We start from the raw sequence: 23,417 nt of genomic DNA on the forward strand, positions 1-23,417 counted from the left end.
CATGAGCATCTGGTGGTCACTCCATTTGCGGCGCGAAGCTGCGAGCGTCCCGCTCGCCCGGCGCCTGCTGATGGGCACGATGGAGAGCGCGGGGGTGCACCCCGACGACTCCTACGACTTGTCCCTCGCGCTCACCGAGGCCTGCGCCAACGCGGTGGAGCACGGCGGGGCCGCGCCTCCCGACGCGCCCGGCGGCGCCTACCGGGTCACGGCGTACCTCGACGGCGAGAAGTGCCGCATCGAGGTCGCCGACTCCGGCCCCGGTTTCCCGCCGAGCCGGGTGCGCGTGTCCGCGGGCCGCCGGGGGCGGCGCCGGTCCCGGCGCCCCGCTCCGGCCCCAGCGCTCCCCCTGCCTCCCGAGACGTCGGAGAGCGGGCGCGGCCTGTGTCTCATCAGGGAGCTCGCCGACCACGTGGACCTGGACAACAAGTCTGGGCGCGGCGGCGCGGTGATCAGTTTCGACAAGGTCCTCAAGTGGCGTGAGGGCGCCCCGCTCGTCTCTGCCTGAGGCTTTCCTCAGGCCGCGTACCGCCCAGTGGTCCGTACCGTCCTCTCGTACACATCCAGTGCCGGGATCGGGGCACGGCCCAGAAGGGCGCGCAGGTGGCCGTCAGAGCCCCGGCCCGCCCGGGGGCGGCGGCAGCACCCTGCACAGGGCCTCGACCGCCGCCGCGTACGCGTGCTCGGGCGGTGTCGCGTACCCGACGACCAGGCCGTCCGGTGCCCGGTCCGGCGCGGCCGGGTGACGGTAGTCGGACAGGCCCTCCACGCCGACGCCCTGCCACGCGGCGGCCTTCACGGCGGAGGCCTCCGTGCCAAGCGGCAGCCGGAGCACGGCGTGCAGGCCCGCCGCGATGCCGGTGACGGTGATGTGCGGGGCGCTCTCGGCGAGGGCGGCGACGAGGTGGTCGCGGCGGCGCCGGTAGCGCTGGCGCATGCGGCGGACGTGCCGGTCGTAGTGGCCGGAGTCGATCAGGTCGGCGAGGGTGAGCTGGTCGGGGACGCTCGCCCAGGCCTCCCGCTCGCCCTTGGCGGTGACGACGGCGTCGACCAGATGCTCCGGGAGGACCATCCAGCCGAGCCGTACGGCGGGCGACAGGCTCTTGCTCACCGAGCCGGTGTAGACGACGCGTTCGGGGTCCAGGCCCTGGACCGCGCCGACGGGTTCCCGGTCGTAGCGGAACTCACCGTCGTAGTCGTCCTCCAGGATCAGCCCGCCGCTGGTACGGGCCCAGTCGACGGCGGCGCTGCGGCGCCCGGGGTGCAGCGGCCCGCCGGTCGGGAACTGGTGCGCGGGCGTCAGGAGCAGTGCCCGTACGGGTACCGGAAGGTCCGCCAACTCCTCGACGCGGGCACCGTGTTCGTCGAGGGTCAGCGGCAGGGTCCGCGCCTTCGCGGCGTCGAGCAGCGAGCGGTGGAAGCCGAGTCCGTAGGCCTCCACGGCGACGGGACCGCGCAGCACCCCTCCGCTTCCGCCACCGCCGGGCCCGCCGAACAGCAGCCGCAGCGCGTGCGCGAAGCCGGAGCACACCACGATCCGCTCCGGGGTCGTGCGCACCCCGCGCGCCCGCGCCAGATACCCGGCGAGCGCCCGGCGCAGCTCGATGCGCCCCTGCGGATCGCCGGGCCCGAAGGCCTCGTTGGGCGCGGCGGTGAGGGCACGCCGGGCGGCGGCGAGCCAGGCGGTGCGGGGGAAGGAGCCGGTGTCCGGCTGGCCCTGGACGAGGTTGTGCGCGGGGCGCGCGGCCGCCGCGGAGCGCTTGGGCACGCGCACGCCGGGCGGTGGGGCGGCCCGTTCGGCCACCCGGGTGCCCGAGCCCTGCCTGGCCGTCAGCCAGCCCTCGGCGACGAGTTCGGCGTAGGCGTCGGCGACGGTGTTGCGGGCGATGCCCAGGTCGGCGGCGAGGGAGCGGTACGGGGGGAGCCGGGTGCCGGGGGCGAGTCTGCCGTCCTGGACCGCCGCGCGCAGGGCACGGCTGAGCGCGGCCCTGCGGCTGCCGCCGCCGGAGAGCTCCAGGTGCAGGTCACTGCCGATGCGCTCCGCCGAATTGACCCACGATTCCGCCATGGGAATGCACCCTATCCGTGGTCTTTCCGGGCCATAGATTCATGGTCATGACGAACAACACGAACACCGCGGCCCCCGCCACGACGCACACCGCGGCCCCCATCACGACCCACAGCACGGCCCCCGCCGCCACCCACACCGCGCCCGGCACGCACACCGCCGCGGCCACCGGGACCGTCGCCCGCGTCGACTTCGCCAGGACCGCCCCGAAGGTCTTCAGGGCCGTCATCGGCCTGGACGCCGCCGCCCGCGAGGGCCTCGACCCGGCCCTGGTCGAACTGATCCAGATCCGCGCCTCGTACCTCAACGGCTGCGCGTACTGCCTGCACATGCACACCAACGACGCGCGCAAGGCGGGCGAGAGCGAGGACCGGCTGCACATGGTGGCCGTCTGGCGCGAGGCCCGGAACTTCTTCACCGCCAAGGAGCAGGCCGCTCTCGCCCTGACGGACGCGGTGACCCGTGTCGCGGACGCGGGGGTGCCGGATTCCGCTTACGCGGAGGCCGCGGGGGAGTTCGCGGAGGCGGAGCTTGCGCAGGTTCTCGCCCTGATCCTCGCGATCAATACGTGGAATCGGATCGCCCTCGCCACGGGGAAGGTTGCCGGGACGGATGAGCGTCGGGGCTGACCCCGGCGCCCCCTCGCCGGCCTGTGGCGTCTGCGGCCCGTCCCCGGCCGGGGGTCGAGAATCGGCCTGCGGCCCGTCCCCGGCTGGGGTTCAAGAATCGGCCTGCGGCCTCGTCCTCAAACGCCGGACGGGCTGGAAATCTCCGGCCCGTCCGGCAGGCTGGGAATCTTCGGGCCGTCCGGCGGGCTGGGAATCTCCGGGCCGCGCAGCACATCGGACGGGCCAGAGCCTCCGGGCCGCCCAGTACATGGGACGGGCCGGAAACCTCCAGCCCGTCCAGCACGTCGCGGTCAGCCCTTCAGCGCGGCCATCCACGCCTCGACCTCGTCGGACCGGCGGGGCAGCGCGGCCGAGAGGTTGCGGTTGCCGTCCTCGGTGACGAGGATGTCGTCCTCGATGCGCACACCGATGCCGCGGTACTCCTCGGGCACGGTCAGGTCGTCCGCCTGGAAGTACAGACCCGGCTCGACGGTCAGGCACATGCCCGGCTCCAGGGTGCCGTCGGCGTACGACTCGCGGCGCGCGGCGGCGCAGTCGTGCACGTCCATGCCGAGCATGTGGCCGGTGCCGTGCAGCGTCCAGCGGCGCTGGAGCCCGAGCTCGACGACCCGCTCGACCGGGCCCTCGACCAGCCCCCACTCCACGAGCTTCTCGGCGAGCACGCGCTGCGAGGCGTCGTGGAAGTCACGGAACTTGCCGCCGGGCCTGACGGCCGCGATACCGGCCTCCTGGGCCTCGTACACGGCGTCGTAGATCTTCTTCTGCAACTCGTCGAAGCGGCCGTTGATCGGCAGGGTGCGGGTGATGTCCGCCGTGTAGTACGTGTGCGTCTCCACGCCCGCGTCGAGCAGGAGCAGCTCGCCGGAGCGGACGGCGCCGTCGTTGCGCACCCAGTGCAGGGTGGTGGCGTGCGGGCCGGCGGCACAGATCGAGCCGTAGCCGATGTCGTTGCCCTCGACGCGGGCGCGCAGGAAGAACGTGCCCTCGATGTAGCGCTCGCTGGTGGCCTCGGCCTTGTCGAGGACCTTCACCACGTCCTCGAAGCCGCGCACCGTGGAGTCCACGGCCTTCTGTAGCTCGCCGACCTCGAACGCGTCCTTGACCAGGCGGGCCTCCGAGAGGAAGACGCGCAGCTCCTCGTCGCGCTCGGCGGTGACCTTGTCGGCCAGGGCCGCCTCGATCCCGGCGTCGTACCCGCGTACGACGCGGACGGGCCCGGTGCCCTCGCGCAGCGCGTCCGCGAGCTCCCGCACGTCGGAAGCGGGGATGCCGTACAGCTTCTCGGCCTCGGTCAGGGAGTGACGGCGGCCGACCCACAGCTCGCCCTGGCCGTCGAGCCAGAACTCGCCGTTCTCGCGGTTGGACCGCGGCAGCAGATAGATGGTCGCCTCGTGGCCCTCGGCCGTGGGCTCGAGGACGAGGACGCCGTCCTCCGTCTGGTTGCCGGTGAGGTAGGCGTACTCGACGGAGGCGCGGAAGGCGTACTCCGTGTCGTTGGAGCGGGTCTTCAGGTTGCCCGCGGGCACGACGAGACGCTCGCCGGGGAAGCGCGCGGAGAGCGCGGCGCGCCGGGCGGCGGTCTCCGCGGCCTGCGGGACGGGCCGCAGGTCGTACAGCTCGGTGTCGGCCCACCCGGACTTCATGTTCTCGGCGAGCTCGTCGGAGACACCGGGGTAGAGGCCGTTCTTGCGCTGCTTGATCGGCTCTTCTTCGGTCTCCACCAGCTCTTCCGGGGTCTCCGGGTTGAGGGCGTCCGACACGGTCTGCCTCCTGTTTTCACGGCTGTGTACGTCACTGGAGCCCCTCCATCGTACGGTCGTACGGGAGGGGGCCCAGGGCCGGAAGGCCCACGGCGGCAGGCTTACGCGGAGTACCGAGTTCCTTACAGCCGGCGGGTTCCTTGCGCGGGGCGGGTTCCTTGCGCCGGGCGGTTTCCTTGCGCGGGGCGGGTTCCTTACGTCGGGCGCACCCCGAGTCCTGGCCGGAGCGCACCGCGAACCCTCACTCGAAGCGCACCGCGAGCAGCACCACGTCCTCCTCGCTGTCCGCGCCGTGCACGCTGTTCGGGGCGTCGGGGCCCGCCGGCAGCATCGTGCGCAGGATGTGGTCGGCGACGGCGCCGGGGTCCTCGCGGGCCGCCTTCGGTACGCCGACCGCCGCCGCGTGCAGCCGGGCGAAGGCGCGGTCCATCGAGTCACCGGTGCGGTGGAGGAGCCCGTCCGTATAGAGCAGCACCGTTTCTCCAGGTTCCGCGTCGAGCTCCACGCTGGGCGCCTCCCAGCAGGCGAGCATGCCGAGCGGCGCCGACAGGGACGTCTCCAGGAACTCCGTGCGCCGCTCGCCGATGATCAGCGGCGGGCTGTGCCCGGCCCCGGCGAGCACGAGCTTGCGCGGCGCCGGTTCGCAGTACGCGAAGAGCGCCGTCGCCGAGCGCGCGGGCTCGGTCAGGCGGAGCAACAGCTCCAGGTCGGACAGGACGGCGACCGGGTCCTCGCCCTCCATCACCGCGTACGCCCGCAGCGACGCCCGCAGCCGTCCCATCGCGGCGACAGCGCTCGGCCCCGACCCGGTGACGGAGCCGACCGCGAGGCCGAGCGCCGCCTCGGGCAGCGGCAGCGCGTCGAACCAGTCGCCGCCGCCGCGCGGTCCCGCGTGGTGCCGGGCCGCGAGTTGCACCCCCGGCACGCGCGGAAGCCGCGAGGGAAGCAGTTCCTCGCGCAGGGTCGCGGTGGTCGTACGGGCGCGGTCGAGCTCCACCAAGCGCGCCAGGTGCTCGGTCGCGTACTGGACGTAGCGGCCTGCGAGGTGCCGTCGGCGCTCGGCGGGCTCGGCGGGTTCGGCGTACAGCCACACCACCGCGCCGACCCGTCCCGCCGCGTCGGTGACCAGCGGCAGCGCGTAGCTCGCGGCGTAGCCGATGCGGAGGGCGACCTCGCGGTGGCGGGGGTCGAGGGTGTCGTCGGCGAAGAGGTCGGGCTGCACGATCTCGGTGACGGGCGGCCGGGGCGCGGGGGTGCCCGCGGTGGCCATGGCGGGGGTCTCCCCCGCGGTCGGGGCGCTCGCCGCGTCGGCCGCGCCGGGGGCGTACGCGGCGGTGGCGTCGAGCAGTCTGCCGAGCGACGTCGCGGTGCGCGGCACCGTCTCCAGATGGCCGAGGTCGGCGCGGGTGAGGCCGAGTCCGACCGTCGTGTCGGGGCCGCGGCCGTCGGCGGGCTCCAGGACGACGAGGCCGCGGGCGGCGCCGACCAGCGCGGCCCCGGCGCGGAGCAGTTCCTTGAGCGCGTCGTCAAGGGTGGCCGTGCGGGACAGGCGCTCGGAGAGTTCGTGCAGGGTGGTGAGGTCCGAGACCCAGCCGGCGAGACGGTCCTGGATCAGTGCCCCCGGCGCGCCCTGAGCGGTTGGGGCGGGCGTGGCAGTGTGGGCGGGCGAGGGAACAGTGGAATCGATTCCGGCCACTTTCGGAGGATGCGGGGCGTTCATGGCTGACGGCTTTCCGACCAGCGCGTATTGCTCGATAGCATCGCAAACCCCCTGTCATTCTGCGTCGCTGGCAATGTCTCCACATCTACACGCAGGGAAGAGGGGATGTCCAGCATTGTCCTGCAAGGATTCGTGGTGTCCAGTGCGACGCGGGTGAATTCCGTGAACTGGAACCGATCTTGAGAACTTGTCTGAAAACTGTTGCAGCGAACGGCATATTGCGGTCGACTGACATTGTTCGAAGGAGCGTCACAGCGGTCGTGTGGGGTACGTACTCGGTGATGGCCGGGGGCAGTTGTACGGTGCCCGGAACCTGGTGGCCGAGTCGAGCGTCTAAACCCACGGCGACCGTGCCCCATCCTCCCGCGGTACGGGCGGCATGAAATGCGCGGGACGGCAAACGCCAGGCGTCGCCACCCCTCGCCACGTCAACGCTCGGCCCATAGGGGAGCCCCATGCCGCAGGCTGGGGTGTGATGCGCCAGCTTGTACGCACCTGTACGCACCTGTACGCACTTGCATGCACCTAGTACGCGCACCTCGTACGCACGGCGATTGAGATCCACTCATGGTGTGATGTGGCCCGAAGTGTCCCTCTGCGTGTAACGGAAAGGAACGAGCGCTCATGCGCGAGATCCTCGGAAGGCGACGCAGGCTCCTGTCCTGGCGAGTCGGTAGGAAGCCTGACCAGAGTCCTGCTCTGCTCGCGGCCCTGACCTTCGCGACAGCGTGGCGATGGCCCGTGCTGCCGGGCATCGGTACGGAGGACCAGGTCAGGCGGGGCCTCGACGGCCTCGACACCCTCGGCGCGCGCGCGGACCGGCAGGGCGACACCCGCAGGAGGACCGGCAAGGCCGCCAGGAAGGCCGCCAAGGGCACCGGTGCGTCCGCACCGCGGAGTGCCACCACGCGCTGCGCGTGTCCCGACCCCGACTGTGCCTTCCCCGGCGCCCACCCGCTCGACCCGGGCCTGCTCGCCGCGACCACCGACGAGCGCATGGTGCGCTGGTGGTGGACCAATCGGCCCGGCGCACCGGTGCTCATGGCCACCGGCGGGCGCGCCCCGTGCGCCGTGAGCCTGCCCGCCGTGGCCGGCGCGCGCGCCCTGGCCGCACTCGACAAGGCCGGTGTCCGACTCGGCCCCGTCGTCGCCACCCAGACCCGTGTCCTCATCCTCGTCGCGCCGTACTCGATGGAGCAGTTGGGCGCGCTCCTTTACGCCAAGGACTGGGTCCCGGGATCGCTGCGGTTCCACGGCGACGGCGGGTACGTCGCCCTGCCGCCGTCGGAGACCGGCCAGGGGCAGGTGCGCTGGGAGCGCGCCCCGGCCCCGGGCTCCGCGAACCCCTGGGTGCCCGACGTCCAGGCCGTCGTCGACGCGGTGGTCGACGCGCTCACTCGTCCGGGTGTGAGCGCGCCCGAGTTGTAGGGGTACTGGGCGCGGGACGGACGGGCCGGGCCTTCCCGGTCGTTATCTTCGGCCCATGCACCCGCCCCCGGTCGTGAACCCCCGCCTGCTCGCACTCCTGGGCGTCGTGGCCGTCGCGGTGCTGCTGCCGCTCGCCGGCGCGTCCGCGGGGCCCGTGCCCACGCAGGACGCCAAGGCCCGCGAGCGAGCTGTGCTCCACGAGGACGCCGAGGACGCCGAGGCCTCCGAGGGGTCCGTCCTGCACGAGGACGCCGAAGCGCCCGAGGGGTCCATCGTCCACGACGACGCCAAGGCGCCCGAGGGGCCCGCGCGCGCCGCTGCCCCGAATGCCGACGCACCCGCGGCCGCGTCCGCCGACGCACCCGCCGCCGCGGGCGACGTACCGCCCCCGGCCGAGACCACCGTGCGCTGCGGGCCGGAACTCTCCTCGCCGGGAGGCGTCGAAGCCCAGACCTGCGTCCTGACCCAGGCCGGTGAGACCTGGGCGCGCACGTACTACCGCAACGCCACCGGCGAGTCGATGAAGGCTGTACTCAGTCTCATGGGGCCCATGGGGCGCACCCTGCGGATGCACTGTCCGGTGGGCGCGGAGGACGAGCCCACGGCTTGCGACACGCCCCGGGAACGCACGGCGGGGGCCGCGGCGCGGTACTCGGCGGTGGCGGAGTTCGCGGTGGAGCGCAGCGACGCCCTGCTGCTGCGGTCGGGCAGCAACTCGGCGGCCCCAGCGGGCAGTTGAGCGTGCGACCGTTCGCAGGGCACAGAAACGCCCGGTTGCTGGCGACGGGGGATGCACCAGCAACCGGGCTACCAGAACGGTAACAAGAGATCGGCGCTTGGCAAATTCGATCCCAGTTATCCGGACAGGGATTTACCTGCTTCCCACGGGAGTTGTGACAGGAGTCACGCATTCCGATCCGACTGACTGGTGGGTCAGTGAGGAGTCGCAGCCGACGGGGCGGCCCGCCCCTCGCGAGCCCCGTCGCCGGGTGCGCGCGGACCGGCCCCTGAGCGTGTCCGGACACTCGTCCGAAAGTGCCTCGGCGGACGGCGGCGCGGTACCGGACGCGTGGCGTCCACGCATCCCGGCACCCGCGCCTACGCCATCCGGGCGCCCGCGCCTGCGCCGCCCTGGCGGTCGGCCGGGAGTGTCCTGCCGGTCGGCCGGGGGTCTCCTGCCGGTCGGCCGGGGGTCTCCTGCGGGTCGGCCGGGGGTCTCCTGCGGGTCGGCCGGGCGTCCGGATGCCCCGCGGTCGACCGCCGGGGACACCTCAGCTGAGGGTCACCTGACGGTTGGTGAGGCCGCCGCGGGCCCTGCGCTCCTCCGGCGTCAGCGGCTCGGTGGCCGCGAGCGCCGTGGCCAGGCGCCCGGCGAACTCGGCGGCGGGCCCCTCGACGTCGGCGGCGCCCACACCGCTCGGCAGGTCCCACACCGGCACGGTCAGTCCGTGTGCACGGAAGGAGCCGACCAGGCGGGTGCCCTCGCCGAGGCTCGACGTACCGGCCGCGTGCAGCCGCGCGAGCGCGTCGAGCAACTGCTCCTCGGGGTGCGGCATGACCCACCGCAGGTGGTTCTTCTCCGGCGTCTCGCACCAGTACGCGGCGTCCACGCCGGACAGCCTCACGGTCGGGATGGCGGCGGCGTTCGCGCGCTCCAGGGAGGCCGACACCTCCGGCGCCGCGTTCTCCGCGTCCGGCACCCAGAACTCGAACCCGGAGTGCACGACCGGCTCGAACGCGCTCTTCTCGTCGATCAGCTCCTGGAGCCGCGGCCCGTCGGCGGGCGCCCGGCGGCCGGGGACCGGATTGCCCGGCTCGGTGGCGAGGGCGCGCCGCAGGGTGTCGGCGAGATCGCGGCTGATGTCGCCGGACGAGGTCTCGTTCTGCAAGCCGAGCAGGACCGAGCCGTCGTCGCGGCGCAGCGCGGGCCAGGCCATCGGAAGGACGGTCGCCAGGGTCACCGAGGGCACGCCGTCGGGCAGCGCCTCCTTCAGCGTGAGTTCGACGGTCGCGGCGGGCACCAACTCGCGCAGGGCCACCCAGTCGCACTCGCCGGGCAGACCGTCGAACGGGCGCTGCACCAGCTCGGTCACCGCGTGCGCGGCGGACCGGCCGTGACAGGCCTTGTAGCGGCGGCCCGAACCGCAGGGGCAGGGTTCCCGGGCGCCGACCACCGGGACCTCATGGTCCTTGAGCTGCGACTGCTTGCCCTTGTTGCCCTGGTTGCCCTTGGTCTGCGGGCGCTTCTTGGCCATCGTGGGTGTCTCCCGGTTACGGCTCGCTTGCGTACGGGCGCGAGCCTAGCCGTTCACCCTGGACCGGACTGAGCGCGCGTGCGCACCGGCGAGGGGCGGTCGCGGCGGCCCGGGACCGGTGCGGGTGGTGCCGGCGGACCCGGTGTGTCCCGTCGCGGGACGGCCGGGGGTCGGCTTGCGGGCCCGGTGCGGGTCGCCGCGCGGGATCGGGGGCCTTCGTACCGGTGGCTCTCGTACCCTCCGCGGCAGGTCCGCCCGATGTGGTGCGGTCCGGCTACTGTCCGTCCTGCCTTCGGCCCGGTACGGTTCATGCCGTTGGGCCGGTGCGTGTCATGTCATGGGGCGAGTACGTCTCGTGCCGAGGGGCCGGGGCGGCGCCGGGTCGTCGGGCCGCCGCGCCTCGTACCGAAGGGCTGGTGGGTGTCGCGCCACCGGGCGTAGCACCTTCCGCCCGTCCGAAGCTCGCGCTGTTCCGAAGCCTTCGCTGTTCCGTAGATCCTGCTGTTCCGCAGCCCTCGCTGCTCCGTCCCGGAGCCCTGGCGGACCGCCCGCGGTGTCGCCACCGGTCCCGCCCGCAGCTCCGCCCGCAGTCCCGCCGCCGGTCCCTGTCGTCGGGTCCCTGTCGTCAGTCCCCGTCGTCGAACGTATCGGCGTAGGCCAGTTCGGACATCGTCGCCGTCGCCGTCGCCGTCGCCGGGGCCCCGGCCGGTGCCGCGACGCGCGTAGCGAAATCCTCGCGGCGGTGACCGGACTGCACGAGGGCCCAGACGGTGACCTCGCCGTGGATGTCGTCGCGGACCCCCCAGTTCTCGGCGAGAGCGGTGATGATGTTCAGTCCGCGGCCGCCGTGGGCCGTGACGGACGGGGTGGCGGGGGCCGGGCGGGTCGGTCCGCCGCCGTCCGTCACCTCGACCGTGAGCCGTCCCGTCCTGTCGACGCGCCATGCCGCGCGTACGTCTCCGTCGCTGTCGCCGTCGTCATGAAGCCCTTGGCCCAGCGGCCTGCCATGTCGGCAGGCGTTGCTGAGAAGTTCGGACAGGATTAGTACGGCATCGTCGATGACCGTCTCCGACACTCCGCTGACGCGCAACTGATCACGCATCCGGTGTCGTGCTTCCCCCACGCCCGCAGGACCATGGGGTACGGCCATGCTCGACGACGCGGGCACCTCCCGTGCCACCACAAATGCCACCCCCGAGACCTCCTTTGCCCCACGCCACGGTGTGGATGCCCCAATGGCCTGGACCGGAAACCGGCCAACGACGGGATGGTGACGCACTCGACACGGTCGAACACGCAGCGAACGCGCCGGTGCACTCCCCGTGACAGGGGCTATCCGCGGCCCAGTTGGGAGAGCACCTGCTTGGGGCGGTTGGTGATGATCGCGTCGACTCCGAGGCGGGCGCAGAGCTCGACGTCCTCGGGCTCGTTCACGGTCCATACGTGGACCTGGTGCCCGGCGCGTTTGAGCTTGGCCACGTACCCGGGGTGGTTGCGCAGGATCCGGACGCTCGGGCCCGCGATCCGCACCCCGCGCGGCAGTCGTCCCTCGCGGTGGCGGGGCGAGACGAACTGCATCAGATAGACCGTCGGCAGGGTCGGCGACGCGGCCCGCACGCGCTGGAGGGAGCGCGCCGAGAAGCTCATGACACGGACGGGGGAGGGGCCGTCGGCGGGCGGCGCGTCGAGGTCGAAACGCTTGAGCAGGTGCAGCAGCCGCTCCTCGACCTGACCGGCCCAGCGGGTGGGGTGCTTGGTCTCGACGGCCAGCTGCACCCGGCGGCCGGAGGCGTTGTTCTCGGCCACGAGTTCCAGCAGCCGCTCCAGGGTGAGGACCGAGGTGTCCGCGGGGTCCGGCGCCACGTCCCAGTCGGGCCCTTCCCCGTCGACACCTCCGTCCATGCCCGGGGGCACTCCTCCGGCGGCGTCCATGCCAGGGGGCACACCCCCGGCCGTGCCCCCGGCGCCGCCGTTCTTCCAGGAGCCGAAGTCGAGGGTGGCCAGATCGGCGAGTTCCAGGGCGGAGACGGCGCCGCGGCCGTTGGAGGTGCGGTTCACACGGCGGTCGTGGACGCACACGAGATGCCCGTCCGCGGTGAGCCGTACGTCGCATTCGAGGGCGTCGGCGCCGTCCTCGACCGCCTTCTTGTAGGCGGCCAGGGTGTGCTCCGGGGCGTCCTCGGACGCGCCGCGGTGGGCGACGACCTGGATGTGGTGCTGTCGTGCGTGGGTCACCGCGTCATCGTGCCATCGCTGCCTCGCCGCGCCCGCCGTGCGGGTCGGTCCGGGGCGGGGTGTGCCGGTTTCGCCCGCCGTGAACGCACAGCCTCGGCTTATGGTGCCCTGACAGTCCATGGGAAAAGCTGACTACAGACACATCTGAACCGATCTGATCGTTTGCTGCTCTCAGGCCGTGACCGAGTACGACAGCGTGGACCGAGGAGAAGAAGCTGTGAGCACCGAGAACGAGGGCACCGAAGTACCACCGGCCCCGTCCGCACCTCCTGTGCCGGTGGCCACTCCCGCTGCTTCCGCCCCCGACGCGCCGGCGCAGCAGCCCCCGGAGCACTCCGGGGGAGCCGCCGCGCAGTCCGGGGCGACCGCCGCCGGGGGTGAGCCGGTCGCGCCCGGCCACACTCCGGCGCAGGCCCCGGCGCCGGGCGCTCCCGCCCCCGCCCCGGGCGTGCCGGACCCGTATGCCCACACGGCGGCGCACCAGGGCGCGGGCCGGAGTCAGGCGCCCCGCCCGGATGCGGGACAGCCCACAACCGGCCAGAGCCCGGCCGGTGCGTGGCCCCCGCCGCCCCCGCCGGCGGTGCCGACGTACGCGCAGGGCGGGGGGCACGGCGGCGGGGCCGGTTCCGGCTGGGGTGCGTCCTGGACGGCGGAGCAGCCGTCCGCGCCGAAGCCGAGCGGCGGCAAGGGCGGTCTGGTCGCGGCGGTCCTCGCGGCGGCGCTGATCGCGGGCGGCGTCGGCGGCGGCCTCGGCTTCTGGGCGGCGGACCGCAACGACGACAGCAGCACGGACTCGACGACGGTCTCCGCCTCGGACTCCCCCGCCGACCTCAAGCGACAGCCGGGTTCGGTGGCGTCCATCGCGAACAGGGCGCTGCCGAGCGTCGTCACGATCGAGGCCCAGAGCGGCAGCGGCGAGGGCGGCACGGGCACGGGCTTCGTCTATGACACTCAGGGCCACATCCTCACAAACAACCACGTAGTGGCGTCCGCGGCCGAGGGCGGCAAGCTGTCCGCAACGTTCTCGAACGGAAAGAAGTACAACGCCGAGGTCGTCGGCCGAGCCGAGGGCTACGACGTAGCGGTGATCAAGCTCAAGGACAAGCCGGCGAACCTCAAGCCGATCCCGATCGCCAACTCCGACAAGGTGGCCGTCGGGGACTCCACGATCGCCATCGGCGCCCCCTTCGGCCTGTCGAACACGGTCACGACGGGCATCGTCAGCGCCAAGAACCGCCCGGTGACCTCCAGCGACGGCGGCAACAAGAGCTCGTACATGAGCGCGTTGCAGACCGACGCCTCCATCAACCCGGGCAACTCCGGCGGCCCGCTGCTGGACGCGCGCGGCGCGGTCATCGGCATCAACTCCGCGATCAAGCCCGCCGACAGCGGCGGCGGCCTCGGCGGGGGCGGCCAGTCCGGCTCCATCGGCCTGGGCTTCGCGATCCCGGTGAACCAGGCGAAGAACGTCGCGCAGCAGCTGATCAAGACGGGCGAGGCCACCTACCCCGTCATCGGCGCGTCGGTCGCCCTGGCGGAGACCTCGGACGGCGCGACCATCTCCGACCGCGGCGCCACCGGCTCGGGCCCCGCGGTGGAGCCCGGCGGCCCCGCGGCCAAGGCGGGCCTCAAGTCCGGCGACGTCATCAAGAAGCTGGACGACATGGTCATCGACAGCGGCCCGACGCTGATCGGCCAGATCTGGACCCACAAGCCCGGCGACTCCGTGAAGATCACCTACGAGCGCGACGGCAAGGAGCGCACAGCCGATGTGATCCTGGGTGCACGCAAGGGCGACAGCTGACCCGCTACTCTTGACCCCGCGCCACGGCCGTCTGGGCCGCGGGCGCGGGGTGGGTTGCCCGAGCGGCCTAAGGGAACGGTCTTGAAAACCGTCGTGGTTCACACCACCGTGGGTTCAAATCCCACACCCACCGCAGAGATTGACGGCCCCTGACCAGGTGTGACGGTCGGGGGCCGTTGTCGTGGGTGGGACCCGCCGGGTGCCGCTGTTCCCCGCGATTTCCCGGCCGATCGGGCACGGAAGGGGCACGGCTGGGGCATGCCCTGAAGGCCCTGCCGCCGGGTCGCTTACGCCCGGCTGATCGGAATCTCGTACACGATCTCGCAGTGCGCGGCGGGCACCACGATGTCCGCTGTCTCGACCGGCCGCCCCTGGTCGCTGTAGTACGTCCGCCGGATGTGCGTGACGAGCGCAGCCTTTTGGATGCCGAGTAGCGACGCCTCCTCTGCGGTCGCCTGCCTGGGCTCGGGCTGCTCCACGGCGTGGCTGACGGTGATCCCGATGGCGGCCATCCGATTCACGACGCCTGCCCCGGCGTGCGGCCCTCCCTCGGGGAGGACGACGAGAGTGCCGGCGGTGAGGTCGTACGGCTCCCAACTGGTCGACAACTGCACGGGCCTGCCGTCGGCCAGGAACTCGTACGCGGTCCGGACACACAGCTCACCCTCGCCGATACCGAGCCGGGCGGCGATTTCCGCCGGGGCCGGCACCTTGGCGTCGGTCTTGCTCTCCCAGTCACCCTGCCTGCCGACGGCCTTCATGTCCGCCCGGAACGGCGACCCTTCTGGCTGCTCGCGCGCGGACGACCGCACCACACGTACGCGTTGCCGGGGCTCGGCGACGTAGGTGCCCGAACCGGCTCGGCCTTCCAGCACGCCTTGGGAGATCAGCAGCTCTTGAGCCCTGCGGACGGCGTTCTCGCCCACGCCGCATTCCTGGCCGATCTGGGCGCGCGAGGGGAGGCGATCCCCCGGCTCCCACACGTGCTCCGCGATCCGCCGTCGTAGCTCATCGGCGATGCGGAGATAGGGCGGCTGCCGGTCTCTTCCCAGACTTCGCGGGCTACGCCGGCCTCCGGGGTCTCGTTGAGTTCAAGTACGCCGCCGGGGAGTACCCATGTCCCGTTGTCGGCTCGGCGGATCGCCAGGAGGCGTCCGTCTTCGCGCACCACGACTCCGGCTACCTCAGTGGGCGTGACCACGGATCTGGAACACGTACTGCCGGGGAGGAAGACGGGTAAGCTGTGGCAACCTCACCCCGCCTAAACGCATAATACGCACGGCCCCCGACGCTCATCTAGTCGGGGGCCGTTGTGTTGATATGTGCGGCCTGCCTGAACCATTAAGATCATGGATCCCCTGGCAACAATTCCCCTTGATGTCTCTGCGCTTTGATCACCAGTGATCAAATCTCGTAGAGAAGTGATCGATTGATGCCTTTACTGGGAAAATAGATGTCAACCCCCCGTCTAGAGAGTGGTCGGGTGGTATTAATTAACCGTCCCGGAAGTAGATCGTTAGGGGTGACCTGTGAGCGGTAGTGATGTCTTCGAGGAGTTGAAGCGGGAGAAGGCGAAGATTTTGGAGGAATCCCATTCTCAAGTGCTTCGCTTACAGGAGGAGGTGAGTAGTAGGCTGTTGAAGGTTGCTCGAAAGGCGGCCAAAGTGGCTAGGGAAAGTGGGGGCATCCCATGTCTGGTGCGATGGACGCCGGGCCCGGAGCTAACTATCTATCACTCTGCTGATGCCCCCTGTGGCCGTGTTCGTGATCGCCATAATTTCAGGCGCTTGAGTGAGAAGGCCGCACGAGATGCGTCGACCTATGCGTACCTTGATCGTTGTAGTGCATGTTCTTGGAGTGAAGCTGCGGTGGTGTACGGCAAAAGGATGTTGGAATGGAAGTAGCCAGTGCAGCGCGAGAGCACTATGGGGCTATTTGAGATGAGTGGATCACGTCCTAGTCTCCCAGCGACATTGGAGCGCGATCTCCGCCTTGAAGTTGGGGGAGTGTGTCCATTTGCTTTCTGTCGAATGCCTGCACAGGAGAACTGTCACATTTGGGATCGCGCTAAGGGGGGACCTGATGTCTTTGGTAACCTTCTTAGGGCATGTGCGGCTCACCATCACGAGCACACTGCCGGACGTATTCCAGATCATGACCTGCGAGTAATCAAGGCGCGTCTCGCTTGGGCGAATGATAGATACACAGGTAGTGAGTACATGTGGCTACAGGTCTTCGCGCAGCGTGGTGGCATGCATTTCCAGCACCCGCAGAGTCAGCGGTCATGTCTCAGGTTTCTGGAATCTGACGGTTACGTGAGAATTCTTGGGGACTCGCAGGCGGTGGGCAGTGGGCGCAGTGTGGATAATTGGCGGCTCACGAAAATCGGTCAGTGGTTCGCTAAAGCATGGACGGAGTCGGGAGCTTCCCCTATTGCTCTCCGCTTCGCACGGTGATGGGGCACGTAGGGGGCACGGAAAGCGCTGCGGTTACTGAGGCGGGGCGGTTTCGCTCGCCTGACCTGCACCGGAGCGGGTAACCCGCCCGACCCTTGAAAGGTCTTGAAAACCGCCGTGGCGCAAGTCACCGTGGGTTCAAATCCCACACCCACCGCAGCAGGTCAGCGTTAGCGCTGGTCAGAGGGCGTGATTCCGATTCGGGGTCACGCCCTCTTCGCTTGGCCTGTCTCACCCTGATTCGGGGATGTACTGCCTCTGACCAGTGCGTGTGGGCCATACGTGGGCCAGACGGAGGTCGCCCCGAGGCGACTGGGGCAGACCTGGGTTGCTCGCTTCGGCGATGGCGGCGAGGAGGGGTCCAGACTCGGTCTGAGCTAAAGAACCTTTCCATGTTTGATGATGATCTGCTCTGAAATGAAACGCATAAGCGGCACTTCTTGCGAGAGCTCATCGTCGTGCGCGAAAGGCGCATACTTCGGAAGATCGCCTTCTTTTGCGTGAACCAAGGCGTTTCTTACCTTGTAGATGCGCTTCGCCATTGAAGTGCGAACTGTTTCCTCGTTTGCCACCGTAAGATCGACTTTGTTGGCTCCGGCGAAGGGGACTCCGTTCGCTTTATAGTAATTGATCAGTGTGCCGTCGTACGTATTGAGTTCGGCCACTAGGCGACTGATGTCCACAAAGCGCTCCAGGACGAGTTCCAGTGCGCGTTGTTCGTTGACTCCCCCCTCCTCTCTCACTTGCCGCTGAGCCTTATTTACAATTCGCACTACGGCTTGGATGTCTTTCGCGCGCGACGGGCGGAAAAGGAGGGATCGGTTATCCCTTTTCTCACCTGTTCCACTAGATCATCATTGAAAACCTTCTCAAAGTAGTGTTCTGCAACGTGGTAGTAAGACAGGTACTCCAGCAACGGGATCTCTGCTGCTACTCCCATTAGGTAGTGCTGGATGAGGTCGGAACTGTATGTTTGCCTAGGTGGGTCGAAGGCTGCCCCTGTCACGCGTCGCACTCGCTGGATTTTGCTAGTGACGAAGAGGGGGTCTGTGCCGATTCGGGCCGCTAGATCCATGTTGTAAGCGGCATGAAATAGGAATGAATTCGCCAGATTCTCGTAGTCCAGGCCCCCCTCGCGGGACTCGATCCGCAGGGTCACTGCGTAAAAAATCTCGCCCACTAGGTCAAGGAGAGAAAGAGGGCCGTCGCTATCCCTTACGAAGGATTCAGCAATGCGTCGAATGCGCATCCGAATCATTCCCCACTTGCGTGTTGCTCTGAGTGCGGGATTCTCGCCAATTAGGCAGAGGAGATATGCAACGACCTCTTTGGAGGGGGGGCCGACTTCATAGGATATCGGATTGTCTCCCTGGCCTTTGAATTCCGCACCATCGAAGGATCTTTCAAAACTGGCGTGATTGTTCAGGGGGACAATAGTGAACTCGGCCCTATCGGCCCAGATGAATGAAGTGTCGGTGCTTGATTTTAGGTCGCCTAGGTTTGCAAGTATGTCTTCGATTTCTCGATGGGTAAGTTTCGCCACAGTGTCTGGTTGGCCCACAGTCCTGCCGGATATAGACATTGCGAATCCGTCGCTGATGGTTTCCAGGTGGCGAATTACGTGACCCAGGCCTGCCAGGAGTGATCCCTTGCTGACCGTTATCGAAGAAATTCCGCTCACAGATCTGTCCTAACTTGTGGACTAAGGGATAGCCATCGTGTCAGGAGCAGACCGGGCGAGTAGTGGAAACGGCGCTTTCTTTCTTGACCGTGATGCGTCCACGAGCTACCAACCGCAGGGGCGGCCTTAGCTGTGGCCTAAGAGCTGCCGTGTGTCACCGTCCCACCGATGCCTGCTCGTGGATGCTGCCGATCAATCGCCGAGACCTAAGGTCCTTAGGAGGCAGACTCCTCTGCCTCCTCCAGACCCCTCTGAATCAGGCTGTTGGCGTGGGCGGAACTGCCCTTCAGGAGCTTGGCGTAGAAGCGGTAGGGCACCGCGACGCTGTGGCCGGCACGGTACGCGACCTCCACCGGGTCCACGCCCTGTTTGATCCACAGGGATACGGCGGCATGGCGCAGGCAGTACGGCACAGCGGCCATCTCGGACCTCAGCTCGGACGGGGTGAGCACAGCTTCGCGAGCGGTGTCCCAGACGGCGCAGTACTCGTTCGACGTGAACCCGGCCGCCGCGCGCTGCCCAGAGCAGCCGACCGTCTGGGGCGACGCCACGGGCGATGTGTGCGCGGACCATCCGGACGTAGACCGGGGGGATCGGGACGGCACGAACGGCGTTGCGGGCCCGGTGCTTGAGCCCGCGCTGGTCGTGGGATTTACCGCTGTCAGTCCATCCGGCCCCTACTTCCGGGTGGCTCTCGGAGACCAGCACTTCGCCCCAGGCATCCGGCTCGCTCTCAGGTGGGAGCGTGAAATCGTCCTTCCGGAGCGAGACGGCCTCACCGGGGCGGGTGGCCACGTAGTAGATCGCGCCGAAGAACGTCTCCAAGTGCTGGCCGCGCGGACCGTACTCCGCCACGGCGCCGAGCAGCCGGCGCGCGAGCCGAGGGCCGGGGACGTACCTGAAGTCGACTTCGTCGGACGTGGACGGGGCCGTCCAGTCGACGGCGAGGAACGGATGCCGGTTCAGGAGCGCTCGCTCCTCAACCGCGTACCGAAAGGCGTTGCTGAGCACCATCCGCTTCCGGTTGGCCGTGTTTTCGGCGGCCGGAGAACCGTTGAGCTTCTTCGACAGGGCGGCGAACGCGGAACGGATGTGTTCCGGCTTGGCGGCCTCACTGACCTTCAGAGAGTTGGCCGCGACCCAGTCGAGAGCCTTGCGCATGTCTTCCGGCAGAGCCTCGGTCTCACAACGCGGCAACCACTCGCCGCTTTCGGTCTTCGCCGCTCTGAACGCCCACTGGTAGAGCGCCGCGCGCAAAGTTCGGGGGTCCGGCTGACCGGCGGTGGTGCGGACGAAGACAGGTGTCACGACGGCGAGCGACTCGGCGATGCTCGCGCGGTGCTTCCCCGCCGCTCCTGGCCACTTCATCAGGGCGTATGCCTTGGCGTGCTCGTACCAGGTCGGCATCGCCAGTGCGGCCAACTCCTGCTCGGGAAGTCCCGTTTCCTCGTCGAATTGTTGGCCCTTGCGCAGAGCCTCCATGAGTTGTGAGCGGCGGCCATCCGCCTGCGGCTTGAGCGCGAAACTCTTCGAATGACCCTCCTCACCTACGCGCCACCGAAGCTCCCAGGGCTTCGGGCGGCCGGAGCGGCGGCGGATAGACCACACGACAACGTCGTACGTGAGCATGATTCTCCAGAACAGGCAGTGCCCGCCCCCGAGAGTCAGGGGGCGGGCTCGGGGCGACGGTGTAGTCAGGCGGCGTTCTGCTCGCAGGTCTTCCACCATGCGTCCAGGTCGGCGCGGCTGACGCGGAGCTGGCCGTTCGGGAGCTTGCGGAGACGGGGAGCTTGGCCACGGGCGCGCATCCGGTAGAAGGCGGCGCGGCTCATGTCGATTTCTTCGAGTACGGCGGCGAGTTTGAGCATCGGCTGGCGAGACATTCCGTGGCTCCTTGGGGAAGCGTCGGGAGTGGGCTGGGGATAAACTGGCGCCACAATGCTGAGGACCGCGGACCATCGCGGACCACCCTGTTTGACCTGCTGTTTTGCAGGGAGTGTTGTGCGGACCATCGCGGACCACTCTTGGAGGCGTGGTCCGCAGTGGTCCGCGATCGGAGTCGGGGAAACGTGCAGTTCAGGGGGTGTGGTCCGCGATGGTCCACGGTCTTGGGGATTGTCGGCGTTACTTCATCCGTCGGCGCCGGGTGCGGGCCGGACGGTGATGCCGGTGTAGATGCGGATGCGGGTCTCGCCGTCGCGGGGGCGGCTGACGGAGAGTTGGGGGATGGCGGACTGGAGGTCGCGGCCGAAGACCTGTTTGCTGCCAGGCTTCACGCCGTTGTCCTCGGCCCATTCGCGCCAGATCGCCCACAGGTTGTCGACGGGGATCGAGTACGCCGGTCCGGTGGTGCAGCGCTCCCGGATGAACGCGGTCGTCGGTGAGGCGGTGTCCTGCATGGTGGCGACCGCATCCCGGCTGGCGGCCGGTTCGGTGATCCGGCCGGTGCGCTGAAGGCGGGCGAGTCCGTCCAGGGCCCAGTTGAGGATTCCGGGGAGTTCGGCGATGAGCCGGTCCAACAGGGTGTGGTCTTCCTGCCCGAGCCAGGAGCGGGTGAAGTTGAGGACGATGAAGCGGCGGGCGATGAGCCATAGACGCTTCCCATCGTGCCGTGGAGCTGTACCACGCCGGGCCAGAGGGCGACCGCTCCCCCGGCGATCTACAAGCCGCCCACCTGGATCTGGCCACGGCGCACCTTGCGAGCGGTCAGGTTGAGAGAGCCGGGGCGAAGCTCTCGGAAGTGTTCACCGCCGAGGTGTTCACGGCGAGCATCACCATCAGGCTCCGCAATCTGGCCGCGCTCCTCGGAAGCGAGCCGTACCGTGGCGCACAGTCAGCAGTCGATCTCCGCGCGCACATCCACGAGGTGACCGTCCGGCCCGCTCTCGTCAGCACCCTTACGGAGCCCCGATGACCGTTCAACCCACGCCTGACCATATGGTCACCGACCGCAGCCTGCTTTCCACCAAGGCGTACGGCACGGGTCAGCACCTGGCTGCCCGCCAATCCCTCTACCAGTGGCAGACCCCCAGCCATGACCTACCGGGCATCGTTGTGAACGAACTGGCTGGCGTACGCGGTGCCGTCGCAGACGTGGGGTGCGGAAACGGGAAGTTCGTCGCCCGCGTGCGGGAAGATCGTCCCGACCTGAACATGCTGGCCATGGACGTCTCTCACGGCATCCTCGCGCGGTCCCTGGAGCCGTTGTCGCGGACGCCCAACAGTTGCCGATCGCGGATGGAGCGCTCGGTGCGGTGCTTGCGCTCCACATGCTGTACCACGTCGAGGACCAGGCCCAGGCCGTCCGGGAGCTGGGCCGCGTGCTGGCACCCGGCGGCATCGCGATCGTCTCCACGAACAGTCAGACCGACAAGCGGGAACTGGAGCACCTTTGGCGCCGGGCCGCGGCTGATGTGCTGGGCATCCAGGAAGGCCCGGCCCGCGTGCAGTTGTCTGCTCGCTTCACCCTGGAGGACGCGCCGGCGATCCTCGGTACGGTCTTCGGTGAGATTCGCACGATCCCCCTTCCCGGGGTGATCGAGGTGACCGACGCTGAACCAGTCGTCGCGCACTTGGCCTCATACGCAGCCTGGGCGGACAAGATGGGCGTTCCGTTCTGGGAGACGATCGTGCGCGCGCGGGAGCGGGTCAACGAGACCATTCGGGCAGAGGGCTCTTTCCGCGTCACTTGTCTTGGCGGCATGCTCGTCTGCCGCTTCACATCCCCACCCGCCGAGGGAACTGAGCAGTAGCTCGCGGGTCAGCAGGGGGTGCCCCTCTTGGGAGCGGCACCCCCCTTCCGCCTGTTTCCGGCTCGCCCCGGCCCGCTCGGGCCCGTAGGTGCGGTGAGCCGCCCGGGTGAGGGGGCGGTACCTCGTCGGGGTGTGGCGGGTTACCGGTGGTGGCAGGGCTCGGGCATCGGTGCACGGTGCCCCCGGGGGTGCGACCGTCGTGCCCGAGGGCGTGCTGTCGGAGAGGACACCGGCAATGAGGATCGCTGAGGCGGTGGCGGGAGCCGTCGGGACGGCCATGGCGCTGGGGGCCCTGGGGGCGGTCGCCGCGCCCGCCGCGGCCGCCGACGAGCCGCGGGAGAAGGGGCTCAAGATCGGGTCGATCATCGCGCAGGGCTCGTTCGACGGGGTGCCCGGCAAGGAGTTGGTCGAAAGGCTCGACGACCCTTCCCTCCTGTAGGGCACCACCGGTTACGCGGGTCCCCGCAGGCGCGTCCCCTCAGGCGCGTCCCCTTAGGTGTGACCCTTTAGGTGTGACCCGTGAGGCGCGCGGCTGAGGCGATCGTCGAGTGGGCCTCGCGGAGGGTGAGGCCCACCTGGAGGGCCGCATCCGTGAGCGGGCCTGTCAGGGCCTCGCCGAGACCGTTCTCGTACGCGCGGCACGCGGCCCAGAACAGCCGTGTGTTGCGCTGCCCCTCGTGCGCGGCGAGGACGAACTGGACCAGGCCCTGCCCCTGTTGCGGGTCCGCCGGATCGCCCACGCCCGGCGGTGACGCACGGCGGCGCGGCCCCGGGGCCAGCAACCGCAGCAGCGCGGCCGGGCAGGCGGCCGGGGGGAGGTGGGCCGTACCGGGCACGGTGCTGTACACGCCGTGTTCGGTACGGGAACCCGGGCCCACCAGGTACCCGCCCGCTCCCCGGATGTCGATGCCGGGAGCCAGACGGCCCGCGGAGTTGGGCACCACGGCGCCTGGTGGCCCCGACAGCCAGATGTGCCGGCCACCGCTCGGTGTGGTCACGACGACCGTCTCGGGGATCGTGAACAGGTGCCGCAGCGCCAGTTCGCGCAGCGCGGCCGGGGCATCGGTACCGGACTTGGTGTCCAGGTCGATGCCGATCAGGTGGTACGGGGGCAGTCCGCACGCGATTCCGTAACCGGAGGCCCAGGGCGCGGCGGCGAACAGTTCCCGGATGCGGTGCGGGTCGGTCGACGCGTCGTACACGCCGTGCCCCGTACGACCGCACTCGCCCCGGCAGGGTGGCGCCGACGACGGCGGCCCGACGTGCGGGCGGTCGTGGGGCAGGCGGTCGTGGGGCAGGCGGTCGTGGGGCGGGCAGTCGTGGTGCGGGCGGTCGTGGTGCGGAGAGCGCAGCGCCGGGAGCTTGGTCCGGGAGAGCGGGATGACGGCCAGTCCGCGCTCGGCCGCGGACAGGGCGTGGGCGAGCGCGAGGGTGGCGGTGTGCCGGGCGGCGATCCGGTCGGGGCGTGGGGCGGGGTGTTGGCCGGGGGGTCGGTCCACGTGCCGGTCTTGGTGCCGGTGTTGGTGCCGGTCTTGGTTCCCGTCCCGGTTCCCGTCCTGGCGACGGTCTTGGTTCCCGTCCCGGTTCCCGTCCTGGCGACGGTCTTGGTGCCCGTCCTGGTGCCGGTCC

20 protein-coding genes, 1 tRNA gene and 2 pseudogenes are annotated in these 23,417 nt (G+C 69.8%); 9 read left to right on the plus strand and 14 right to left on the minus strand.

Annotated elements, in window-relative coordinates; translation table 11 throughout:
- Position 1 precedes the first annotated feature (1 nt).
- Complete coding sequence (locus ACH4DX_RS28470; protein ID WP_398119308.1) at positions 2–508, plus strand: ATP-binding protein; 507 nt, start codon at positions 2–4, stop codon at positions 506–508.
- A 102-nt stretch (positions 509–610) separates the two neighbouring features.
- On the opposite strand, the gene ACH4DX_RS28475 is transcribed toward ACH4DX_RS28470, so the two are convergent.
- Positions 611–2,068 carry a PLP-dependent aminotransferase family protein gene (locus ACH4DX_RS28475; RefSeq protein ID WP_398157248.1) on the minus strand — a complete coding sequence of 486 codons (1,458 nt, stop codon included), beginning with the start codon at positions 2,066–2,068 and terminating at the stop codon, positions 611–613.
- Between the two features lie 41 nt (positions 2,069–2,109).
- Between ACH4DX_RS28475 and ACH4DX_RS28480 the strand changes: the two genes are divergently transcribed.
- Positions 2,110–2,697, plus strand: a complete 588-nt coding sequence (locus ACH4DX_RS28480) for a carboxymuconolactone decarboxylase family protein (protein WP_398157249.1) — start codon at positions 2,110–2,112, stop codon at positions 2,695–2,697.
- A 290-nt stretch (positions 2,698–2,987) separates the two neighbouring features.
- Here the strand turns inward: ACH4DX_RS28480 and ACH4DX_RS28485 are convergent, their stop codons facing one another.
- Positions 2,988–4,457 (minus strand): aminopeptidase P family protein, encoded by a 1,470-nt coding sequence (locus ACH4DX_RS28485; protein ID WP_398157250.1) that lies wholly within the window; start codon positions 4,455–4,457, stop codon positions 2,988–2,990.
- A 241-nt stretch (positions 4,458–4,698) separates the two neighbouring features.
- Positions 4,699–6,177 (minus strand): PP2C family protein-serine/threonine phosphatase, encoded by a 1,479-nt coding sequence (locus ACH4DX_RS28490; RefSeq protein ID WP_398157251.1) that lies wholly within the window; start codon positions 6,175–6,177, stop codon positions 4,699–4,701.
- 624 nt (positions 6,178–6,801) lie between these two features.
- On the opposite strand from ACH4DX_RS28490, the gene ACH4DX_RS28495 reads away from it, so the two are divergent.
- Together ACH4DX_RS28495 and ACH4DX_RS28500 are read left to right on the plus strand one after the other, a co-directional pair.
- A complete protein-coding gene (locus ACH4DX_RS28495; RefSeq protein ID WP_398157252.1) occupies positions 6,802–7,605 on the plus strand; it encodes a bifunctional DNA primase/polymerase in 804 nt (267 codons plus the stop codon).
- A gap of 55 nt (positions 7,606–7,660) precedes the next feature.
- The gene (locus tag ACH4DX_RS28500; RefSeq protein ID WP_398157253.1) at positions 7,661–8,344 is read left to right on the plus strand and encodes a hypothetical protein; all 684 of its coding nucleotides are present in this window, start codon (positions 7,661–7,663) and stop codon (positions 8,342–8,344) included.
- Between the two features lie 532 nt (positions 8,345–8,876).
- On the opposite strand, the gene ACH4DX_RS28505 is transcribed toward ACH4DX_RS28500, so the two are convergent.
- The 3 genes from ACH4DX_RS28505 to ACH4DX_RS28515 form a co-directional block, all read right to left on the minus strand.
- Positions 8,877–9,860, minus strand: a complete 984-nt coding sequence (locus tag ACH4DX_RS28505; RefSeq protein WP_398157254.1) for a DUF5926 family protein — start codon at positions 9,858–9,860, stop codon at positions 8,877–8,879.
- A gap of 625 nt (positions 9,861–10,485) precedes the next feature.
- Entirely contained in the window at positions 10,486–11,139 is a 654-nt protein-coding gene (locus ACH4DX_RS28510) for an ATP-binding protein (protein ID WP_398157255.1), read from the minus strand.
- A gap of 53 nt (positions 11,140–11,192) precedes the next feature.
- Entirely contained in the window at positions 11,193–12,095 is a 903-nt protein-coding gene (locus tag ACH4DX_RS28515) for a glycerophosphodiester phosphodiesterase (RefSeq protein WP_398157256.1), read from the minus strand.
- A gap of 217 nt (positions 12,096–12,312) precedes the next feature.
- On the opposite strand from ACH4DX_RS28515, the gene ACH4DX_RS28520 reads away from it, so the two are divergent.
- Both ACH4DX_RS28520 and ACH4DX_RS28525 read left to right on the plus strand, forming a co-directional pair.
- Positions 12,313–13,899, plus strand: a complete 1,587-nt coding sequence (locus ACH4DX_RS28520; protein WP_398157257.1) for a S1C family serine protease — start codon at positions 12,313–12,315, stop codon at positions 13,897–13,899.
- A gap of 48 nt (positions 13,900–13,947) precedes the next feature.
- A tRNA-Ser gene (locus ACH4DX_RS28525) sits at positions 13,948–14,032 on the plus strand.
- A 154-nt stretch (positions 14,033–14,186) separates the two neighbouring features.
- Here ACH4DX_RS28525 and ACH4DX_RS28530 read toward each other — a convergent pair.
- The 7 genes and pseudogenes from ACH4DX_RS28530 to ACH4DX_RS28560 all read right to left on the minus strand — a co-directional run bounded on the left by ACH4DX_RS28530 (position 14,187) and on the right by ACH4DX_RS28560 (position 20,555).
- A complete protein-coding gene (locus tag ACH4DX_RS28530) occupies positions 14,187–14,951 on the minus strand; it encodes a GntR family transcriptional regulator (protein WP_398157284.1) in 765 nt (254 codons plus the stop codon).
- A pseudogene (locus ACH4DX_RS28535) lies at positions 14,936–15,067 on the minus strand (NUDIX domain-containing protein); the annotation flags it as partial. The pseudogene ACH4DX_RS28535 and the gene ACH4DX_RS28530, both read right to left, overlap by 16 nt.
- A 1,665-nt stretch (positions 15,068–16,732) precedes the next feature.
- A complete protein-coding gene (locus ACH4DX_RS28540; protein WP_398157258.1) occupies positions 16,733–17,098 on the minus strand; it encodes a hypothetical protein in 366 nt (121 codons plus the stop codon).
- 29 nt (positions 17,099–17,127) lie between these two features.
- Positions 17,128–18,036 (minus strand): hypothetical protein, encoded by a 909-nt coding sequence (locus ACH4DX_RS28545; protein WP_398157259.1) that lies wholly within the window; start codon positions 18,034–18,036, stop codon positions 17,128–17,130.
- 192 nt (positions 18,037–18,228) lie between these two features.
- Positions 18,229–19,665, minus strand: a complete 1,437-nt coding sequence (locus ACH4DX_RS28550) for a site-specific integrase (protein ID WP_398157260.1) — start codon at positions 19,663–19,665, stop codon at positions 18,229–18,231.
- A 65-nt stretch (positions 19,666–19,730) separates the two neighbouring features.
- Positions 19,731–19,919 (minus strand): helix-turn-helix transcriptional regulator, encoded by a 189-nt coding sequence (locus tag ACH4DX_RS28555; RefSeq protein WP_398157261.1) that lies wholly within the window; start codon positions 19,917–19,919, stop codon positions 19,731–19,733.
- A 246-nt stretch (positions 19,920–20,165) separates the two neighbouring features.
- Positions 20,166–20,555, minus strand: coding sequence for a primase-like DNA-binding domain-containing protein (locus ACH4DX_RS28560; RefSeq protein WP_398157262.1), 390 nt, complete (start codon positions 20,553–20,555; stop codon positions 20,166–20,168).
- A gap of 92 nt (positions 20,556–20,647) precedes the next feature.
- Between ACH4DX_RS28560 and ACH4DX_RS28565 the strand changes: the two genes are divergently transcribed.
- From ACH4DX_RS28565 to ACH4DX_RS28575, 3 genes and pseudogenes are all read left to right on the plus strand, one after another.
- Positions 20,648–20,950: a hypothetical protein gene (locus ACH4DX_RS28565; protein ID WP_398157263.1), complete on the plus strand. Its 303-nt coding sequence runs from the start codon at positions 20,648–20,650 to the stop codon at positions 20,948–20,950.
- Positions 20,947–21,788, plus strand: a pseudogene (locus ACH4DX_RS28570) (class I SAM-dependent methyltransferase). The gene ACH4DX_RS28565 and the pseudogene ACH4DX_RS28570 overlap by 4 nt, the downstream one beginning before the upstream one ends.
- 235 nt (positions 21,789–22,023) lie before the next feature.
- On the plus strand, positions 22,024–22,227 hold the full coding sequence (locus ACH4DX_RS28575) for a hypothetical protein (RefSeq protein WP_398157264.1): 204 nt from the start codon (positions 22,024–22,026) through the stop codon (positions 22,225–22,227).
- A 67-nt stretch (positions 22,228–22,294) separates the two neighbouring features.
- Here ACH4DX_RS28575 and ACH4DX_RS28580 read toward each other — a convergent pair whose 3' ends face one another.
- A complete protein-coding gene (locus ACH4DX_RS28580) occupies positions 22,295–23,287 on the minus strand; it encodes a bifunctional DNA primase/polymerase (RefSeq protein ID WP_398157265.1) in 993 nt (330 codons plus the stop codon).
- Positions 23,288–23,417 lie beyond the last annotated feature (130 nt).

It is taken from the genome of Streptomyces sp. NPDC017940 (assembly GCF_044328435.1).
Lineage (GTDB): Bacteria > Actinomycetota > Actinomycetes > Streptomycetales > Streptomycetaceae > Streptomyces.

What these genes read in the sequence shown, in the direction of transcription:
- ACH4DX_RS28470 (WP_398119308.1), top strand. Translation starts at nt 2, where the DNA reads ATGAGCATCTGGTGGTCACTCCATTTGCGGCGCGAAGCTGCGAGCGTC.
- ACH4DX_RS28475 (WP_398157248.1), bottom strand. Translation starts at nt 2,068, where the DNA reads ATGGCGGAATCGTGGGTCAATTCGGCGGAGCGCATCGGCAGTGACCTG.
- ACH4DX_RS28480 (WP_398157249.1), top strand. Translation starts at nt 2,110, where the DNA reads ATGGTCATGACGAACAACACGAACACCGCGGCCCCCGCCACGACGCAC.
- ACH4DX_RS28490 (WP_398157251.1), bottom strand. Translation starts at nt 6,177, where the DNA reads ATGAACGCCCCGCATCCTCCGAAAGTGGCCGGAATCGATTCCACTGTT.
- ACH4DX_RS28495 (WP_398157252.1), top strand. Translation starts at nt 6,802, where the DNA reads ATGCGCGAGATCCTCGGAAGGCGACGCAGGCTCCTGTCCTGGCGAGTC.
- ACH4DX_RS28500 (WP_398157253.1), top strand. Translation starts at nt 7,661, where the DNA reads ATGCACCCGCCCCCGGTCGTGAACCCCCGCCTGCTCGCACTCCTGGGC.
- ACH4DX_RS28505 (WP_398157254.1), bottom strand. Translation starts at nt 9,860, where the DNA reads ATGGCCAAGAAGCGCCCGCAGACCAAGGGCAACCAGGGCAACAAGGGC.
- ACH4DX_RS28550 (WP_398157260.1), bottom strand. Translation starts at nt 19,665, where the DNA reads ATGCTCACGTACGACGTTGTCGTGTGGTCTATCCGCCGCCGCTCCGGC.
- ACH4DX_RS28555 (WP_398157261.1), bottom strand. Translation starts at nt 19,919, where the DNA reads ATGTCTCGCCAGCCGATGCTCAAACTCGCCGCCGTACTCGAAGAAATC.
- ACH4DX_RS28575 (WP_398157264.1), top strand. Translation starts at nt 22,024, where the DNA reads ATGAGGATCGCTGAGGCGGTGGCGGGAGCCGTCGGGACGGCCATGGCG.